The following is a 17,888-nucleotide window of genomic DNA, read 5'->3' as shown; positions in this document are numbered from 1 at the left end:
CAGAACCAATGTCAATTAAAAATATATATGTAGCAGCTGTACTTTCGCTGGCAACATTCTCCTGTCAGAATCACGATTCGGATACGGAGGTTAATTCGGAAGATATTTACAGCAAAACCAATATCTTTCCTCAGCCACCTAACCGATGGATGGGAGAGAATAATCCTTATTATACAGAAGGTTATGCAGGAGACGTAATGCCTTATTATGAAAACGGGAAGTTCCATCTTTTCTTTCTTCACGATGCAAAAACAAAACCTGCAGGAGAAGGATTTCACGATATTCACAGCTTCGAGACCAGTAATTTTACAGATTTTACTTATCAGGGAAGACAGATTCCTTACGGAACTTCATCAGAAGCCGATTTCGGAGTGGGAACGGGAAGCCTTGTAAAGGTTGGAAATACTTATTATTACTATTATACGGGTCATAATGAAGTAGCTTCATTTCTTTCAGGTAATCCACGGGAGAGTGTTTTGTTGGCAACAAGTACGGATATGAAAAGCTGGACGAAGATCAAGAATTTTAAAATCACTGCTCCGGCAGGGTATTATGATTATGAATTCCGTGACCCACACGTTTTCTTTAATTTTGAAGACGGAAAATATTGGATGCTGGTTTCTGCTCAGACCTCTGACAAGAAAGCAGTTGTGCTGAAATTTACCACCACCAATCCGGCAACCGGAAACTGGACTGTAGAAAATCCGATTTATACTACCAGTTCTTCCGAAAATTATATTATGCTGGAATGTCCGGACCTTTTCAAAATGGGCAATTATTGGTATCTTGTTTTTTCTGAAAACTGGAGCAGCAATACCGGAACGCATTACCGAATTTCCACATCGCCAAACGGACCCTGGACCACACCTCAGAATGACCGTCTCGACGGCTCTTATCTCTATGCGGCTAAAACGGTTTCGGATAATACAAACCGTTATCTGGTAGGATGGACCGCAAGAAAAACTCCTGAAAATAATACCGGTGGAAAAGATTGGGCAGGAAATATTGTTACTCACAGACTGGTTCAGAATTCGGACGGAACACTGGCTGTGAAACCTGTTTTAGGATTACAATCTGTATTTGGTCAAAATGCTGTATTATCAGTAGATAAGATTACAGGTAATGCTTCTCAGAACGGGAATAGTTTTAATCTTTCCGCGAATTCCCAGGTAATGTTCGGGAAGCTCCAGAAAGCCAATCAGATCAGCTTTACGTTGAACGCTTCTGTTAACGGAAAATCAGGATTGATTTTGGCACAGGATAATGATGGGAAGAATAGTTTTAAAATTTCATTTGAACCTTCTTCCAACAGAATGGCAATTTATGTAATGAATGGCGGGAGTGAGGATTTTGCCAATGCTTATCCTTTGTCTGGAATTTCAGGAACCAATTATAACGTAACGGTTTTCATCAGCAATGATGTTTGTGTAGTGTATGTGAATGATAAATTAGCGTTCAGCAATCGTGTGTACAATGTTGTAAACAAAAAATGGAGTATTTTTGGTACTTCGGACAGTTCATTCAACAATATTAATGTTAAAAATCCTTAATTAATGTTTCTTAATAAAAAAATAAATGCAGTAAGCTACGGAGAAGTTCTCTTCGATGTCTTTGGTGGAGAAAAGAAAATCGGCGGTGCTCCGCTCAATCTGGCACTCAGAACGGCGTCTTTCGGATTTCCGGTAGCGATGATAAGTGCTGTTGGTAATGATGAGGATGGAAAAGTAATTTGTGACTACGTTAGAGAAAATCAACTTGATACCAGCGGAATTATGACAACCCAGAATTATGATACAGGTATTGTCCAGGTAACATTGAATGAACGTGGTTCCGCAACTTATGAAATCAAATTTCCGTCTGCCTGGGATTTTATTGAAATCAATAATGATACTTTGAATGTCGTTAAAAATGCCGATGTCTTTTTTTACGGAAGCCTTGTCTGCAGGAATGATGCTTCAAGAAACACGCTTTTCAGGCTACTGGATTCCAACCCTGAAATGTTTAAGGTTTTTGATGTGAATCTGAGAAAGCCTTTCTACCATATTGAGCTTCTGGAACAATTAATGAACAAATCTGATTTCATTAAATTTAACGATGAAGAAATCCTTGAAATTGCCTGTGAGTTGGGTTTTAAATCAGATGATATTGAAGAAAACATCCGTTTCATTTCAGAAAAAACAAATACAAGTTCTGTTTGTGTCACGTTGGGAAAACATGGCTCAATATTACTTTGGAACAATAAATTTTACAAACATGGTGGCTACCCTGTGAAAGTGGTCGACACGGTTGGAGCAGGGGATTCGTTTCTGGCGAGTTTAATCACCCAGTTGCTATCAGATAAAAACCCCGAAACAGCACTGGATTTTGCAAGTGCGGTTGGTGCTTTGGTGGCGAGTTATTCGGGAGCTAATCCGAAGCTTCAAAATGATGAAATTGTGGAATTTATGAAAGAGCGGGTTTGATAGAAGTTTAGTTTTTGAAGAACGAAAAAGGTATTGCTATTCAGGCCCAGTATCCGCAGATTGTCTGGGTTCCCAACGCAGATACACAGGGGACATATGCCTCTCCGTCTAATACCTTAGTGAACGATCCGGATTGTGCCTATGTCGTTGAGCAGCTGATTAATGATTTTTCTCAGGATCCTGAGAAAGATTCCTGCTATAAGAGCTTGTTGAACAAATATAGTGATGTGCTGAACAGCAGTGGAAGTTCTGTGCATTTCTGGATGAAATCACCAACAGTAATCCTGATGGGTGTTTAACAGGACAGACAATTCCGGAAATCCTGAGTTCAGAAATGTACTGGATACATCCGGATCACTTAGGAAGCTCTTCAGTGCTAACAAATAGCGTATCTAAAATCACAAACTGGTATGAATACATGCCATTCGGAGAACCAATGATGGAATTATCCAATAATGAGTATAATAATCCTTATAAATACAACGGCAAAGAATTTGATTCTCAAACAGGATGGTATTATTATGGAGCACGATATTATGATCCACAAAGAAGCTTCTGGCTATCGGTAGATCCATTGGTAGAAATCACCATGTCACCATTGCCTATACATGGCATGATCCTGTTAACTAGACCCTACAGGAATGATGGGGGAAAGGATAGGAGAGCCAGGAGGGCCGAACGTTAACAAAGTGTATGATGGAGGTGTTATAGAGGAGATAGTACTTAAAGGTAAAAAATTGAATTGGTTGCAAAGAGTTGGCAGACTCTTTAATAAAATATTTGACGGTCCAGTTCATTATCCTACTGCTTCTGATCGAAGTTATCGGCAGGTTACAACTAATACTTTAGTTGCAAATCAGGGGATAAACGAATCTCCTCAATACAGATTTATTCTTCCCAAAAATTTTGGAGGTTGGAGTCAAGATGATACGGGTTCTGATGGTTTAATTTGGAAAGGATGTTTATCTTGTCATGCTGATAATGGAGCATATACATATGCTGCACATAATTCTCAAGAGGCAAATGGGGGGAAGATGTTATCTGCAGTATTACAATCTGTTGCAGTAAATAAATTATTTGGTCCAGCTTCTTTAGCTAGTAAAAAAGCAGATGAAGTTTTGACGCTTGACAAGATGATAGGAGAGTCTGGTACTGTAGTTGGAACAATCAATGAAGGTTGGTATACTGGTGATATTTTAAACATAGAAATAGTATCAATAGAAAGAAGTATTAATGCTCCCAAAGGCAATGTATTTGATAAACTAATTAATGGAGTAGAAACTTTAGCAAAGCAAAAAGGTTTTAAGGAAATTAGAATTGAATTTAAAATGGTAATGAATTCTAGATTAGCAAGTGACCCTACTTGGGCGAGAAAATATGGATATCATTTTGACTCATTTAAAGATGGTGCAGCTAATTTTGAGTCCACAGCCGTAACCTGGGAAAAAACATTAAAATAATGGAAACAACAAGGAAATTTAAACAATTAGCAGTTCAAATTACTTTAAAAAGTATGGATAAAGGAGAAAGAGATTGGATAACGTTTAATGATAAAATTCATACTAAGATAATAGGAGATGATTATTTTGGATCTGATATAATGCTCTTAGTAAATGAATTGCCTATTATGGAATGTGATCTTAAAAATTCTTACTTTTTAATTACAACAGACCGAATTATATCTGTAATAGACGGTTATTATGATGAAGTATTTTTTATTGAAATGAATAATGTATCAAACGAATACAATGCTGAAAATTTTAAACAAATAAACGGGGAGTATCCAAAAACGAATATAATTGCTGTTAAAAAAAATGATAATACAACCTTGATTGCAAAAATAGATTCTTATTATCCGGCTTATTTTGCTAAAATGTTGATATATAATATTTTTTCGTATAAAAAGCTTGGAAAATGGTATGTTAATCCAAAGTAGTAATTCCATTAAGAAGTATGACTAAATTAATTAAAGCAGAGAATACCGAATTTATTTATTGGGATAATTTTGACTATCAAATAAGTGATAATATACTTGTTTCTAATGATGCCAAAAAATATGTTTCTCCTGATGAATTATTGAAAGTATGTCGTCCGGTTTTTACTGAGTATTATAAGAAGGGAGTTTTCATACTGGATTATCTGTTTTGGATAGATTATACTGATATTACTAATATAGATTTAAAAGTAGAAAATAATACATTCCAGGATATAGATTTTGAAAGGTCTGTTAAAACTTATTTTTTAAATAATTTGACATGTTTTAGCTGTGGAAAAGTATATAAAGGAGCTTTATCTGTTGACCCGGTGTTAATATATCCGAATAATTTTGGATTAAGAGATAAGAAATTGAAAATGATTAGTGAAGAAAATAAGACGATTAAATGTCATCAATGTGGAAATGGTTTTACAAGCAAAGTTTTGTACATATTTTAGTGATTTTCCTAAGAATTGAGATTGTGAGTAAAGCATTGAAAGCTAGAGAAAATGATTTTCCTGAAATGACAAGATGAGGAATCGTCAAAATAGTAGAACTTTACATCTATTCTCATATGATGGCTAACTAATGATGAATTATAGATGAAAACTCTGGACATAGATGGAATAATCAAATCAGAAAACAATTTGTAAACTACATGGAACAGAAAACAGGTCTAAAAGTTAATCATGCAATATGGAAATGAAAATAATATATATATCTGAGACTAATTATGAGTGTTATTTTGGCGGTAATTGTTGGAAAATAGTTTACGAAGGTAAAACCATAAATATTAATATGAATAATTTCTATGGTTATCCTTTTTATATAATTTTTGAAAATATAGAAACGGTGAGTAAACAGTTAACAATGCTAACTAATAAAAATAATATATTACTTTCCGATGTTTTTCCTATAGAACTAATCTTGAAAGATATTATTGATCATGACCAAGGTTACTGGTTGAATTTATGTTTATATTTTATTATTAAAATGGAATGTTTAAACAGTAATATTAAACAGCTTTTGATTACAGCTAAAAATAATAAAAAATTTAGTCAAGAATTAAGGCATAAAATAAGAAAAGTTATACTTCTTAATAATTAAGTATATATGAAGGTGTTATAGAAGAGATCGTGCTTAAAGGCAAAAAAATGAATTGGCTGCAAAGAGTTGGTAGATTCTTGGGCTTTGGAAATTCACCATCCAGAAATGCTACGGACGCGTTAATGTTTGTAACTGTTTGATAAACAATCAAATGATTGGATTTGTTTCCGAGAATAATTTTATTAATATGAATTACATATCATGGAATTATAGAGGAATTTCTTTCTTTAAAGAAGAAATTATTCACTTTGATGGTAAGAATGATAACGAATTCCCATCAATAAAAGACTTTCAACAAAATGGAATCTATACATCAGAAATTAGAAATAAATTGTGTAATTATTTAGAGAGTTGTCCAGCAATTGTTTCAACTTCTTACAGACGACTAAATGCTTACACTCTTGAGCCAATATTTTCTTTAACGTATTTTACAGATGGAGATTTTATTTTTACTAATTTATTCCAGGAATATATCTATTATGACAATTTCGCTTTACCTCGAAAATGGTATGAATTAATTAAGGCTCGAAATTATATCAATGACGATTTTGAATTAAACGATAAAAAATTTCATCAGTAGAAATAGATGTATTTAATAATTTTAAAAGAAGTTTTGATGATAATAGTATTATTAATGATGTAATTTTATAAACAATAATGATCTACATTTTTTTATGGATTTTGAACTGAATGTAATGAAAATGAATTTATAATGATTATATTTTAGTGTAAGATCTAATCCTCAAAGAAACTATTGTTTGGTATTCTAAAAACAAAATAAAAGGCGCCAACTTCAGTTGATGCCTTTTGGCTTTTGGTGAACTTTACAGTATTATCTTCGAACCAATTTCTCGCAGATATTGATCGAATTTTAAATGTATTTAATAAAAAAAATGACAATAAAGCTTAGAGTTATTATTATTATTATTATTATTAGAGGGGCAATTGAGTAACGGATGGGATATTTACACTGTTGCTTAGTGATAATTTTATGTCTTGAAAAGATTTTCAACTCTAAATATCCATTGACCTCCGCTTTTAGGTGGCGGATCAGTTATGATGACACTCAGAACATTTAACAGTCCATATTCATAGGTAAGAACTTTTCAACTTTACCCATACATTTAAGTCATTTTTGTATTGGACTTATTACTTTACATATTATTTTTTTGTAATTGCTTGATATATAGGTCAGCAGGACGGAGCAGGATGCTCAGTATTGGTTTTGTGGATAGATTAGTTAACACAAAATTAATATTTATGAAAAATAAATCTTTACTGTTTAAACCCACTCTTAAATCTTTATTGTTTTGTGGATTAGCATTATCCACTATTGATTTTAGGGCTCAGACATTGGCATTTCCGGAAGCAACCGGTTTTGGAAGATATACTACGGGAGCAAGAGGTGCGGCAAATCCTCAGATTTATCTGGTTACCAATTTAAATGACAGCGGCCCGGGTTCATTCCGTGATGCGGTGAGTCAGCCGGGCCGGTTTGTTATATTTAAAGTGGGAGGTATTGTTAACTTACAATCGGTTGTTGCTGTGGCGGCTAATACCACAATTGCCGGGCAAACTGCTCCCGGAGAAGGAATTGTATTTTTGGGGCCCAGAGTATCATTTACAGGAGCCAATAACACAATTGCCAGATATCTTCGCATCCGTTATGGTGGGACATCTCAAAATCAGGATGCATCAGGAATAGCCAACGGGGCAAACATCATCTTAGATCATATGACTTTTACCTGGGGTACAGACGAAGTATTCTCAGTTAACTGGGATAACAACGGCACAAGTCCCGATAATATAACGATTCAGAATTCTATTATAGGGCAGGGAATGCACCGTCATAATCATTCTGCGGGAGGATTAATGCAGCCTCCGCCAGGGGGAAAGATCAGTTTAATCGGAAATTTATATATCTGTAATAAAACCCGTAATAATAAAATAAAAGGAATCAATGAGTTTGTCAATAATGTAGTTTATAACTGGGGTAATTATGGAAACACCTACGGTCACACCCAATCCGGGGAGGCATACATCATGGGAGGAGATTCAGCGGGAAGCTCTTTTGCCAATATCATCAACAATTATTTTATCGGAGGTCCCAATACAAGCAATACTGTTACCACGCCTTTCAGTGTTGGAAATGCCAATTTCAATTTATATGGTTCCGGGAATTATTTTGATAATAATAAAAATGGAGCATTAGATGGAGCTGCAGTTCCTCAAAGCTTAGTGGGTTACCCTGTAGGAGATCCGGCAGCCATAATGGCTACTCCGTATGATTATCCGATGAAAACCCCTACATTAACCGCTCAGGAGGCATATAATAAAATTGTTACAAGTGTAGGAGCATCCTATCCAAGACGCGATCAGGTAGATGGCTTAATGATTTCAGATTTAATGTCGAAAGGGACAACAGCTACTTATGTTTATGTACAAACTGATTTGACGACCCAATTTGGGTTTACCAATGGCGGTGCGGGGCATGTTTATGGTGCGCCGGCTCCTTTGGATACTGACAATGACGGAATGCCTGATGCATGGGAAACAGTCAATGGACTGAATCCAACTGTCTTCGATGCTTTGGCAGTAAGCACAACACATGCTCCGTATCTGAATATTGAGGTTTATATTAACAGTCTGCCCAATACAACTCCTCCGGATTTCATTATTCCGCCAACAAATGTGAATTTCACCAATGCAATCACAACTACAGGAGCTTCACCTTCAAGTTTTTTAACCGTTAATTGGAACGATAATGCTGCAAATGAAACTAATTATATTGTAGAACGTTCTACCGATGGTACTAATTTTACCGTCATTGCAACATTGGGGGCGAATGCAACAAGTTATAATGAAGCCAGTTTAACGCCTGATACTCAATATTATTATAGAGTTAAAGCAACAAATACATCACAATCTTCAGTTTATACATCAAATACATCAGTAACCACACCACCAATCCCATCAGCTCCCACAAAAGCAAATAACCCGATTCCCGCAACTGGCAATAATAACGTTGAGTTGAACGGTGGAAACCTGCTTTTAAAATGGAATGGCAGTCCAAACACAACAACGTATACCGTTTATTTTGGAACAGATCCTTTAAATTTAAGCACTATTGCAACTTTATCTTATTCTGCTGCGCCATCATATCAGCTTAATAATTTAAATCCGGCAGTAAATTACTATTGGAGAATTGATGCTTCCAGTGTTCTTGGTACTGCTGTGGGAGATGTGTGGAATTTTCGTGCATTGGCTCAAGGTCTTGTTGGCAACTGGCCGTTTGCAGAGGCTCCTTCCGCTGGTGCACAAATTGCAGATATAACGTCTTTTGCCAATCATGGAGTACTAAATACAGCTTATGATAATGCCAATGTAAGAGTGCCGGGAAAAGAAAACAACGCCCTTGATCTGGCAACTTCACCTGGTAATATGTACATCGCCAGTATTCCTCATCAGAATCATATTTTATTTGATAATCATTCGTTTACTGTTTCTTTTTGGATGAAAGCTCTAACAAGCATGATACCATCGTCTTCGTCTACAAGTCTGTATGTATTGTGTAAAGGTTCTTTCACTAAAAATACGGCAACGGGAGCTACCGGTAAACGTTTTAATATAGAAATCAAAGGAGGTCAGCTGAGATATGCTATTGATGATGACGTTACGAAAAAAGAAATCACATCACCTATTGCCAATTATTTTACTGATAACTGGGTGCATGTTGTGATTCAGAGAGATATTGCTGCGCATAAAATGAGAATTTATGCCAATGGCACTTTAATGACTGAAGGAGACGAAACTGCGGTTACAGGGATTGGTGAAGCAAGTGATCTGATCATCGGGAATATTGGTGAGCTTGAGTTTTTATCAACTGCCAATACTCCGGCTCCTTATAAAGGTGCGTTCGACGAACTTAAGTTGTACAATTATGCTTTATCTCCAACAGAAATCTATACTTTGTACAATCAGGCCGTGCTGAGTAATAATGAATTCAGCATCAGCAAAAATGTAGGAACAGTATATCCGAATCCTGCAAAAGACCAGATTTTCATCAAGCTTCCCGAATATAGAAAATCCAGTTTAACGGCAACAATTATTGATCTGACAGGAAATATCGTTGCCAAAGAAAAGATTAATACTGATGGAAAAGGGATCTTTACATTAAATATTGCAGACAAAAAAGCCTCAGGAAATTATATACTCAATGTTTCAGGAGAAAATCTGAATAGTAATTTTAAAATTATTATTAAATAAAAGGTATTACCAACGTTAATTTCATTCATACTTAAAAGAAGTCCTTTCAAATCATTTTGAAAGGATTTTTCTTTAATTGTAAATTTTTACTTCTGCAAGAGTCAAGCAGAATAGATTATTTCAAATATTTTTCTAAATCAGCCTGTTAGATTTAAAATTTGATTATTTTTTGACGTTCATAAGAAACTTATCATTATTTTTGATTTTTACAACTCAATTGAATAATTATGTTTAGATCAAAATTTTTAATTTCCGGATGTATTTGTGCAATCGTTTGCACGAGTTCTTTTCTGAAAGCACAAAATTCTATCCAGATAAAAAATACATTGAATTTTTCAAGAAATGAAGTCGTTTCAATTTCTGTAGATCAATTAAAATCATTTTTAAATAAAAACAAAGAGTCTGATCTTAGAATAAAAGACAGCAACAATAAATATCTTCCTATTCAGTGGATCGATTATGATGGAGATGGGAAAAATGATGAACTCCTTTTTCAGGCAAATATTAACGCTAAAAAAACAAATTCTTATACAATTGTAGCTGATGAGAAAACTCTGATTCCTGAAACCAAAGTTTCGACATATTCAAGACTGGTTCCGGAGCGCGCAGACGATTATACTTGGGAAAATGACAAAATTGCTTTCAGAGTGTATGGTCCAAAAGGTCAGCAGGAAGCTTTGCAGGGCGTTAAAGGAAGTACACTTTCCAGCGGTGTTGATATCTGGCTGAAAAGAACCGATCAACCCATTATCAATAAATGGTATAAGGGCTATCTGACCGATCCGATGTACTATCACAAAGACACGAGAGGTGAGGGCTACGATCCTTACCAGGTTGGAGACAGCCGGGGAACAGGTGGAATTGGAATTTGGGTGAATGAAAAGCTTCAGGTGTCACAAAATTTTGTGAGTTCCAAAACCATTGCGGAAGGTCCTTTAAGAACAGTTTTTGAATTAACCTACAATCCATGGAGTGAATTCGGAGTGAAAGAAACAAAACGGATTTCCCTTGATCTGGGCTCCAATTTTTCAAAGTTTGAATCCAATTTTCAGGTTGAAAAGCAGGTTCCCAATTACACGATCGGAATTACTTTGCATAAAAATGAAGGGGAAGCAAAACTAAACGACAAAAACGGATATTATTTCCACTGGGAAAAAATTGACGATGCTTTTGTAGGAGAAGGAGTGGTTGTAGATCCTAAAATTGTTGAAAAATCTGTTGCTTTTAAATCTGAAACTCCGGATCAGAGCAACCTGTTAGTGGTGACAAAACCTCAAAATAAACTGACTTATTACGCCGGGTTTGCATGGCAGAAAAGCGGACAGATTCAGACACAAAAAGATTGGGAAACTTTATTGCAAAAACAATCTCAGATGATTGCAAATCCATTAATTATCCAAATTAAATAATCATGAAATTAAAACTTTCAATAGTTGCCTTTTCTTTAATAACAGCTGTTTTTTCTGCTCAGGTTAAAGATACTTTAGCCGAAAAAATGCTGGTATACCAACTTCCAATTGGCGGTTGGGGCAAACAGCTTGAGGATAAATCTGTGGTGAATTATAATTTGCCGCTCGATAAAGATCTTTTGAAAAGGATAAAGGCCACGGGTGACGATCACGCAACGATTGATAACAACGCAACGTCAAAGGAAATTAATGCCTTAATAAAAGCATATTCCATCACAAAAAATCCTGAATATCTGAAATCTGCAGAGAAAGGAATCAGCTATCTTCTTTTAATGCAGTATAAAAACGGAGGTTTTCCACAATATTATCCGAATTCCGGATTGTACAGAAAGCAGGTGACCTATAATGACAATGCGATGATTAACGCTTTGACGGTTTTGTATAATGTGGCGGAAGGGAAAAATGATTTTAATGTTGTTGATTCTAAATTAAAGGAAAAATCAAAAATAGCTGTACAAAAAGGAATTGAATGCATCTTGAAAACTCAGGTTTTACAAAAAGGAATTCCAACAATCTGGGGCGACCAGTACAACGAAATTACGCTTCAGCCCGATAAAGCAAGGGCGTTTGAGCCTATTTCTCTGGCAACCGGAGAATCCGTAGGAATTGTAAGGTTTTTAATGCTGCAGCCTGTAACTCCCGAAGTTGAAAAATCGATAAAATCTGCTGTCAACTGGTTTAAGCAAAATAAAATTGAAGGCTACAGCTACAATGTTTCAAAAGTAAACGGAAAAGCTGTCCGGACTTTGGCTGAGGACAAAAATTCTGTGATCTGGGCAAGATTTTATGATATTAATAATAATAAACCTCTTTTTGGTGACCGCGATGGAAGCGTAAAATATAACTACAACGAGGTTTCTGAGGAAAGAAGAAACGGCTACAGCTGGTTCGGTGATTTTGCTGATAAGCTGATCAATAAAGAGTTTCCGAAATGGACACAGAAGAATAATGTGATGCCTTAGTTTTAAGGGTTGGAGAGTGAGAGTGAGAGTGAGAGTGAGAGTGAGAGTGAGAAGTGGAGTTGTGGTGTTTTTGGTGTCATTGCGAGGAGCAAAACGACGAAGCAATCTCTTTTAAAACAACCTTTTTGGCTAATTACTACTCATATTGAAAAGGCGATTACAGCCCTAGCCCCGATTGCAGTGAAAATCCTTTTTTGAAAAAAAAGATTGCAACGGAAAGCGGGAAAAAGCTCCTAAATAAAAAATACTATAAATAGAAAATGACTGAGCGCTACACTCAGTCATTTTCGTTTCTAATTCTAATTTTTATTTATAACGTATTGCAAATATTGCCTCCTAAAGTTGCGCCTGCATTGGTCGTTACATCAGACTTTACAGAAGATAAAGAAAGCATTGGGATCGTATAAGGCGGAGTAAATGCCGTACCGCTTCCTGCTGTGTTTCCGGTAACGTTGGTAAATGTATTGTTGGAAGTAACGGTAACCGCTGTGTAACCGCTCATCAGGTTAATGGGCTCTTTTACATTCTCAAATACGTTTCCATCGACACGGATATTCGCCTGGACTCCTGCTGCAATACATTTGTTGCTTACAGAACTGTTGAAATAGCTGTTAACAATATGTATTTTACCAAATCTCACTCTCGGCATACGCTCTCTGCATCCCGGAGCCCACCAGCAGCGAACAAATGTTACATTCAGTTTTCCCGCATCGGCTGTTGCACCGTCACTCGATCCGATAAGATTGGAGAATCTGTGGTCATCTGTTCCTCCTGAACCACCAGGTTTCGGAGCTTTCAGGTAATGGAATTTCGTATAAGAAACCGTAACGAAGTCAGATTTGTTTTTAATATCAAAATTCCCGTCTACACCGTCTCTGAATTCGCAATGGTCGATCCATACATTTCTGCAGTCATCCAAAATAGCATTGTCCCAGCCGTCTGTATCATAAGCTCCCGGACCTTCGAAAATCAGATTTCTGATAACGATATTGTTGCATCTTTTAATATTGATAATTCCTGAACCACTTGCCGTCTGGTCTGTAGAAACCAATTTTGCACCGCTTGCCCCGTAAAGTGTTTTTCCCGTTTGATCCTGAAGTGAAAGACGAGTCGTAATGGTGATGGTTCCTGTCACTTTAATGACTTTTACCGCTGTGTTTTCGATCGCAGCTTTTAACTGAGCATAGGTAGTCACAGTAGTTTCAGCAGCTGTTCCACCACCGGTTGTTCCACCATTTTGAGAAGCCCATCCCGGGGCTACACAGTTTGCTAAAGGAACTACGGCATTGGCAACGAGTTTGTTTGCAAGAGTAAGTTGGTTTGGATTTTCCGTTAAATCTGTTTTGATGTCTTCCTGCCCGCAGCCAGTCAAGGCAAAGCTTAGAGCTACCGTAAGAAGGGCAGCTTTAAATGTTGTTTTCATAGTAATAATTTGTTGTTATTGGATTAGGTTGTAAAATTATATATTTTATATTTAAATGTTTTATATTTTAATATATTAATATTTATATAATTATAATGTTATTAAATATATTTATTCAATCGGTTGCACTTTATTATTAATTGAAATTATTTAATAAATTGGTTTTTACAAATAAAATTCCCGCAGATTTCAGAATTACATAGGTTATTTACTGTGAATTCTGAAATCTGCGGGAGATTTTCTGCTTATTATTTATTACCTATTATTTTGATTCAAAAATATACGTTTGTCCTTTTTCAGTATCAAAATCAAAAACCTGCGTTTCAGGAATAGGGTAACCTTTTAATTCAGCTCTGTCTGAAACTAATGGCGTTTTAATAGCATTCACCTGATAATATGGATTTGAATTTTCTTCTGTTGCGGAAGTAAAACTTGTTTTAGATTTTAGCTGAATATCTTTCGCAATTCTGATTCTGGCATTTCCTCCCAGAGAAGATTTCACAACCAGTTTCATCAGTTTAGAATTTTTCCATTCGATATCGATTTCAAAACCACCTCTTGCTCTTAACCCTTTCACAGAACCATTGGGTAAAGCATCAGGAAGGGCCGGCAAAATATAAATATAACCGTCATAGCTTTGCAGTAATAGTTCTGCAATTCCTGAAGTACATCCAAAATTTCCATCAATCTGAAATGGCGGATGTGCATCCAGAAGATTAGGATACGTTCCTCCTGATTGACCTTTTGTTTCCATTGGAGCGGGTGTTAGCTGATCTGAAATTAATTTAAAAGCTTTGTTTCCGTCCAATAGTCTTGCCCACCAGTTTACTTTCCAGCCCATTGACCAGCCTGTGGATTTGTCACCGCGGTACGTCATCGAATTTTTTGCAGCTTCTGTTAAATCAGGATTTCTGAAAGGAGAGATTTGCCCCGACGGAAAAAGTCCGTACAGATGCGAAATATGTCTGTGTTTATCATCGGTTCTGTCCATATCTTGAAGCCATTCCTGCAATTGGGTGTGTTGCCCGATCTGCATGGGCGGAAGTTTATTTAAAGCCGATTTTACTTCATCCGAGAGGCTTTTATCTTCATTTAGAATTTTTGAAGCATGAATGAAATTATTAAAAACATCAAAGACCAACTGATTATCCATCGTTGTTCCGGCCGTAATTCCCACACTTTTCATGTAGGTGTTTTCAGGCGACATGGAAGGCGAAACCACCAGAAATTTTTTCGAAGGATCCTGCTGCAGGACATCGAGATAAAACAAGGCACAACCTTTCAGAGCAGCATAATGTTTTTTCAAAAATTGCTGATCTCCGGTGTACAGATAATGATTCCAGATGTGCTGAGTCAGCCATGCTCCGCCCATCGGCCACATTCCGTAAAACCCGCCGTCTACAATTCCTGTGATCCTCCACAAATCTGTATTGTGATGCATATTCCAGCCTCTGGCGTGATACATTTCTTTGGCAGATTCCTGTCCGGTCACCGATAAATCCTGAATCATCTCAAATAAGGGTTCGTGCATTTCGCTGAGGTTTGTATTTTCAGCTGGCCAGTAGTTCATTTCTGTATTGATGTTCACGGTAAATTTACTGTCCCAGGCAGGATTCAGCTGATCGTTCCAGATTCCCTGAAGATTGGCAGGCTGAGTTCCCGGTTGTGAAGAAGATATTAAAAGATAGCGTCCGAATTGGAAGTATAAAGCCACCAGATCCGGATCTTCTGAACTTCCAAATTCTTTAATTCGAAGGTCAGTTGTTTTTTTCGCCTGTTCTGTTGTTCCTAAATCAAGACTGACACGTTTGAAATATTTCTGATATTTTTGAATGTGAGCTTTTAATTCAACATTATATTTTTTATGTAAAGCTGATTGTAAATATTCCGAAACTCTCGCATCTGGATTTCCGGAAATATCATTATACTTTTTAAAATTCGTAGCAATCGAAACATAAATGACCACTTCATCTGCTCCGGAAATTTCAAGTTGATCGGTTGTTGAGGTTAGTTTTCCGCCTTTTAAAACAGGAAATGCCACTGTTTCAAAATTAATTTTTCCAGTTTTATTATCGGAAGAACCGCTTGTTCCGGTAATCACCAATTGATTTTTCTCTGTAAAAATTGATTTCTTCAGGTGTGGAGTAGAAGCATTAATAGAAAAATTAAGATTTCCTTTTTTACTGGAAGATAATTTAATCATAATCACGTTGTGCACAAAAGATGAGAAAATTTCACGCTTGAAAGACACTCCATTTACTTCGTAGGAAACGGTACTGATTGCCTTTTCAATATCTAACGTCCGGGTGTAATTTTTAAAATGTTCATGACCTTTAAAATCCAGAAACAGATCGCCCATCGTCTGATAAGGCATTCCATAATTCAAATCTTTTGGGGCAGCTCTTGGATACGTTGTATTTGATAATTTTTGAGCTTGTTCAAACTGGCCTTCATTCAACAGTTTTCTGATTTTTTGGATGCTGTCGAATGTATTTTTCGGAACATTATTTCCCGGTTCTCCTGCCCAGATTGTTTCTTCATTAAGTTGAAGATGTTCCTGCGAAACTCCACCAAAAACCATAGCCCCTAATTTTCCGTTTCCAATCGGTAAAGCTTCGTTCCAGTTTTCTGCAGGCTTGTTATAAATCAGTTTTAAGTTTTGCTGCGCCTGAACTGAAACTGAAATCACCATTCCAAAAGCCAGTAAAAAGATTTTATGTTGCTTGATTTTCAGCATCTTTTATTTGTTAAAATAGTTTCGTTTTCTGATATTTTTAATTACCCATTACTTATTGTTAATGGTTTTAAGCCAGTCTGAACATAATTTTTTCCAGTTATCCGTCAGTTCAGATTTATTCGTAATTCCGATTTTATGTTCACCTTCAGGAAAAATAAACATTGCTCCCTTCACTTTATTTTTTATCATTTCCTGATAGTATAAAATACTGTTCATCACAGGAACGGTTTTATCATTTTGGGCATGAAATAAAATGGTGGGCGGAGTTTTTTCCGTTACCCGGTTTTGCATTGAATATTCTTTGATTTTTTCAGGAGAAGCATTTTCACCAAGTAAACTATTTCTGCTTCCAACATGAGCAAATTCCCCTAAATCAATAACCGGAGAGACCAGAATCGCAAAATTGGGAATCGTAGGAATTGAAGTCCAATCTTCTTTTAATTCGGTATAATCTGTAGAAATATTGCTCACAGATGCTGCCAAATGTCCACCTGCAGAAGTTCCGATGACCCCGATCTTTTCCGGCGAAATGCCGTACTGCTCAGCATTTTTTCTGAGATATTTTATGGCTGCCTGGATATCCTGTAACGGAGCAATTTCTTTTTGTTTCAGGTCTGGAGAAGTCGGCAGCCGATAATTTAAAACAAAGGCCGAAATTCCTTGGGTATTGAACCATTTTGCGATCTGATAACCGCCCAAATCATAAGTGAGTTTGTAATATCCACCGCCGGGAATGACGATCACAGCCATCTGTTTTCTTTCTTCTTTTGGAGGTAAAAAAGCAAAAAGCTCGGTTTCTTTTATCTGTATGATTCTTCCGTCTTTTTCTTCTGTTTTTAAGGGCAACCCTTTAGAATTTGGCATCTGACCTTTTGGCCAGACCATGATTTTTTCCTGTGCGGATAAATGAAGCGTGAAGAAAATTAATAGCAAGAATGCAATTTTTTTCATAACTAGATCATTTGGGTAAAGCTTGTTTAACCTTATAAGGTTTGAATTTTAGAAATTAATCTTTAAGAAAATCCTCTCTAAACGGTGTAAAAGCATCAATTAGCTGTCCCGCTTCCAGACATTTCACTCCATGAAAAATATTGGGCTGCGCGAAAAATCCGTCACCTTGCTGTAAAATTTTTGTTTCACCATTAACTGTTACTTCAAACTTTCCTGAAGCAACATAGGTAATCTGCGAATGAAAATGCTGGTGCAAAGCTCCGATTGCATCTTTTTCAAACTTTACAATCACCATCATCACCTGAGAATTGTAACCCACAAATTGTCTGGAAACTCCGGCTCCTAAATCTTCCCATTCTGAATTACCATCGAAGAAGGGTTCTTTTTTGAATTTCATTTTTTATGTTTTTGAATTATTATTTAATTAAAATTTTAAGCCCAATTTGTCATTCCGTAGAATATAAACTTCGTATTATCAATGAATTATTTAGATTCCACGCTACATTTCGTTCAGCTCTGAATGATAAATAAGCTGT

The 17,888-nt window shown here is 36.2% G+C and carries 16 protein-coding genes; 12 read left to right on the top strand and 4 right to left on the bottom strand.

The genetic code is table 11. From position 1 onward, the window contains the following. Positions 1 to 8: 8 nt before the first annotated feature. From CHRYMOREF3P_RS05675 to pelA, 12 genes are all read left to right on the top strand, one after another. Positions 9 to 1,550, top strand: coding sequence for a glycoside hydrolase family 32 protein (locus tag CHRYMOREF3P_RS05675; RefSeq protein WP_180564074.1), 1,542 nt, complete (start codon positions 9 to 11; stop codon positions 1,548 to 1,550). A gap of 3 nt (positions 1,551 to 1,553) precedes the next feature. Further along, complete coding sequence (locus CHRYMOREF3P_RS05670; RefSeq protein ID WP_077418724.1) at positions 1,554 to 2,462, top strand: carbohydrate kinase family protein; 909 nt, start codon at positions 1,554 to 1,556, stop codon at positions 2,460 to 2,462. Between the two features lie 14 nt (positions 2,463 to 2,476). Continuing rightward, entirely contained in the window at positions 2,477 to 2,761 is a 285-nt protein-coding gene (locus CHRYMOREF3P_RS05665) for a hypothetical protein (protein WP_180564073.1), read from the top strand. Positions 2,762 to 2,796: 35 nt separating this feature from the next. Continuing rightward, positions 2,797 to 3,147 (top strand): RHS repeat domain-containing protein, encoded by a 351-nt coding sequence (locus CHRYMOREF3P_RS05660; protein WP_180564072.1) that lies wholly within the window; start codon positions 2,797 to 2,799, stop codon positions 3,145 to 3,147. Continuing rightward, entirely contained in the window at positions 3,104 to 3,922 is an 819-nt protein-coding gene (locus tag CHRYMOREF3P_RS05655) for a hypothetical protein (protein WP_180564071.1), read from the top strand. Before CHRYMOREF3P_RS05660 ends, CHRYMOREF3P_RS05655 begins: the two co-directional genes overlap by 44 nt. Next, positions 3,922 to 4,398: a hypothetical protein gene (locus tag CHRYMOREF3P_RS05650; RefSeq protein WP_180564070.1), complete on the top strand. Its 477-nt coding sequence runs from the start codon at positions 3,922 to 3,924 to the stop codon at positions 4,396 to 4,398. Before CHRYMOREF3P_RS05655 ends, CHRYMOREF3P_RS05650 begins: the two co-directional genes overlap by 1 nt. Positions 4,399 to 4,415: 17 nt before the next feature. Then, positions 4,416 to 4,895, top strand: coding sequence for a hypothetical protein (locus CHRYMOREF3P_RS05645; protein WP_180564069.1), 480 nt, complete (start codon positions 4,416 to 4,418; stop codon positions 4,893 to 4,895). A gap of 238 nt (positions 4,896 to 5,133) precedes the next feature. After that, entirely contained in the window at positions 5,134 to 5,544 is a 411-nt protein-coding gene (locus tag CHRYMOREF3P_RS05640; RefSeq protein ID WP_180564068.1) for a hypothetical protein, read from the top strand. A 187-nt stretch (positions 5,545 to 5,731) separates the two neighbouring features. Then, on the top strand, positions 5,732 to 6,124 hold the full coding sequence (locus tag CHRYMOREF3P_RS05635) for a hypothetical protein (RefSeq protein WP_180564067.1): 393 nt from the start codon (positions 5,732 to 5,734) through the stop codon (positions 6,122 to 6,124). Positions 6,125 to 6,804: 680 nt separating this feature from the next. Beyond that, positions 6,805 to 9,810, top strand: coding sequence for a LamG-like jellyroll fold domain-containing protein (locus tag CHRYMOREF3P_RS05630; protein WP_180564066.1), 3,006 nt, complete (start codon positions 6,805 to 6,807; stop codon positions 9,808 to 9,810). 227 nt (positions 9,811 to 10,037) lie between these two features. After that, the gene (locus CHRYMOREF3P_RS05625) at positions 10,038 to 11,219 is read left to right on the top strand and encodes a DUF4861 domain-containing protein (protein WP_180564065.1); all 1,182 of its coding nucleotides are present in this window, start codon (positions 10,038 to 10,040) and stop codon (positions 11,217 to 11,219) included. A gap of 2 nt (positions 11,220 to 11,221) precedes the next feature. After that, on the top strand, positions 11,222 to 12,241 hold the full coding sequence (pelA, locus tag CHRYMOREF3P_RS05620; protein WP_077418730.1) for a pectate lyase: 1,020 nt from the start codon (positions 11,222 to 11,224) through the stop codon (positions 12,239 to 12,241). 310 nt (positions 12,242 to 12,551) lie between these two features. On the opposite strand, the gene CHRYMOREF3P_RS05615 is transcribed toward pelA, so the two are convergent. From CHRYMOREF3P_RS05615 to CHRYMOREF3P_RS05600, 4 genes are all read right to left on the bottom strand, one after another. Then, positions 12,552 to 13,664 (bottom strand): polysaccharide lyase family 1 protein, encoded by a 1,113-nt coding sequence (locus tag CHRYMOREF3P_RS05615; RefSeq protein WP_077418732.1) that lies wholly within the window; start codon positions 13,662 to 13,664, stop codon positions 12,552 to 12,554. A 262-nt stretch (positions 13,665 to 13,926) separates the two neighbouring features. Beyond that, on the bottom strand, positions 13,927 to 16,401 hold the full coding sequence (locus tag CHRYMOREF3P_RS05610) for a glycosyl hydrolase family 95 catalytic domain-containing protein (protein ID WP_180564064.1): 2,475 nt from the start codon (positions 16,399 to 16,401) through the stop codon (positions 13,927 to 13,929). Positions 16,402 to 16,449: 48 nt separating this feature from the next. After that, the gene (locus tag CHRYMOREF3P_RS05605) at positions 16,450 to 17,352 is read right to left on the bottom strand and encodes an alpha/beta hydrolase (RefSeq protein ID WP_180564063.1); all 903 of its coding nucleotides are present in this window, start codon (positions 17,350 to 17,352) and stop codon (positions 16,450 to 16,452) included. Positions 17,353 to 17,407: 55 nt separating this feature from the next. Next, complete coding sequence (locus tag CHRYMOREF3P_RS05600; RefSeq protein ID WP_180564062.1) at positions 17,408 to 17,749, bottom strand: cupin domain-containing protein; 342 nt, start codon at positions 17,747 to 17,749, stop codon at positions 17,408 to 17,410. Positions 17,750 to 17,888 lie beyond the last annotated feature (139 nt).

Origin of the sequence: Chryseobacterium sp. JV274, from assembly GCF_903969135.1 — a bacterium.
Lineage (GTDB): Bacteria > Bacteroidota > Bacteroidia > Flavobacteriales > Weeksellaceae > Chryseobacterium.
This window is presented reverse-complemented; position numbering and strand designations above follow the sequence as displayed.

Coding starts and splice junctions, on each gene's coding strand:
- CHRYMOREF3P_RS05675 (WP_180564074.1), top strand. CDS start 9: ATGTCAATTAAAAATATATATGTAGCAGCTGTACTTTCGCTGGCAACA.
- CHRYMOREF3P_RS05670 (WP_077418724.1), top strand. CDS start 1,554: ATGTTTCTTAATAAAAAAATAAATGCAGTAAGCTACGGAGAAGTTCTC.
- CHRYMOREF3P_RS05660 (WP_180564072.1), top strand. CDS start 2,797: ATGTACTGGATACATCCGGATCACTTAGGAAGCTCTTCAGTGCTAACA.
- CHRYMOREF3P_RS05655 (WP_180564071.1), top strand. CDS start 3,104: ATGATGGGGGAAAGGATAGGAGAGCCAGGAGGGCCGAACGTTAACAAA.
- CHRYMOREF3P_RS05650 (WP_180564070.1), top strand. CDS start 3,922: ATGGAAACAACAAGGAAATTTAAACAATTAGCAGTTCAAATTACTTTA.
- CHRYMOREF3P_RS05645 (WP_180564069.1), top strand. CDS start 4,416: ATGACTAAATTAATTAAAGCAGAGAATACCGAATTTATTTATTGGGAT.
- CHRYMOREF3P_RS05640 (WP_180564068.1), top strand. CDS start 5,134: ATGGAAATGAAAATAATATATATATCTGAGACTAATTATGAGTGTTAT.
- CHRYMOREF3P_RS05635 (WP_180564067.1), top strand. CDS start 5,732: ATGAATTACATATCATGGAATTATAGAGGAATTTCTTTCTTTAAAGAA.
- CHRYMOREF3P_RS05630 (WP_180564066.1), top strand. CDS start 6,805: ATGAAAAATAAATCTTTACTGTTTAAACCCACTCTTAAATCTTTATTG.
- CHRYMOREF3P_RS05625 (WP_180564065.1), top strand. CDS start 10,038: ATGTTTAGATCAAAATTTTTAATTTCCGGATGTATTTGTGCAATCGTT.
- pelA (WP_077418730.1), top strand. CDS start 11,222: ATGAAATTAAAACTTTCAATAGTTGCCTTTTCTTTAATAACAGCTGTT.
- CHRYMOREF3P_RS05615 (WP_077418732.1), bottom strand. CDS start 13,664: ATGAAAACAACATTTAAAGCTGCCCTTCTTACGGTAGCTCTAAGCTTT.
- CHRYMOREF3P_RS05610 (WP_180564064.1), bottom strand. CDS start 16,401: ATGCTGAAAATCAAGCAACATAAAATCTTTTTACTGGCTTTTGGAATG.
- CHRYMOREF3P_RS05605 (WP_180564063.1), bottom strand. CDS start 17,352: ATGAAAAAAATTGCATTCTTGCTATTAATTTTCTTCACGCTTCATTTA.
- CHRYMOREF3P_RS05600 (WP_180564062.1), bottom strand. CDS start 17,749: ATGAAATTCAAAAAAGAACCCTTCTTCGATGGTAATTCAGAATGGGAA.